General features: G+C 52.9%; 1 protein-coding gene. It reads right to left on the minus strand.

Features of this window, described 5'->3' with window-relative positions:
- On the minus strand, positions 1 to 257 hold a 257-nt coding region (locus tag KMS84_RS44710), incomplete at both ends, for a Gfo/Idh/MocA family oxidoreductase (RefSeq protein WP_256921630.1).

The raw sequence follows: 257 nt of genomic DNA on the forward strand, positions 1-257 counted from the left end.
GTGCAGGAAGTTGGGCGTAGCGACGTAGACGGCATCAATCTCACCGGATGCCAACAACTCGGGGTATTGCGAATAGCTGTAGCTTTTCAGGTCGTAGCGTTTGGCGAGCTTGTCTGCCTTAATTGGGTCACCCGTTACAAGGGTAGTCATGACGGAATTTTCTGTCTGTCCGATGCCTGGCATAAAGGCACCTTGGGAAATCGATCCGCCGCCGACCACTGCGTAACGAATTTTGCCGTTCAAATCGGGCATGTGAG

The organism is Streptomyces hilarionis (assembly GCF_024539675.1).
GTDB classification, from domain to species: Bacteria; Actinomycetota; Actinomycetes; order Streptomycetales; family Streptomycetaceae; genus Streptomyces; species Streptomyces hilarionis.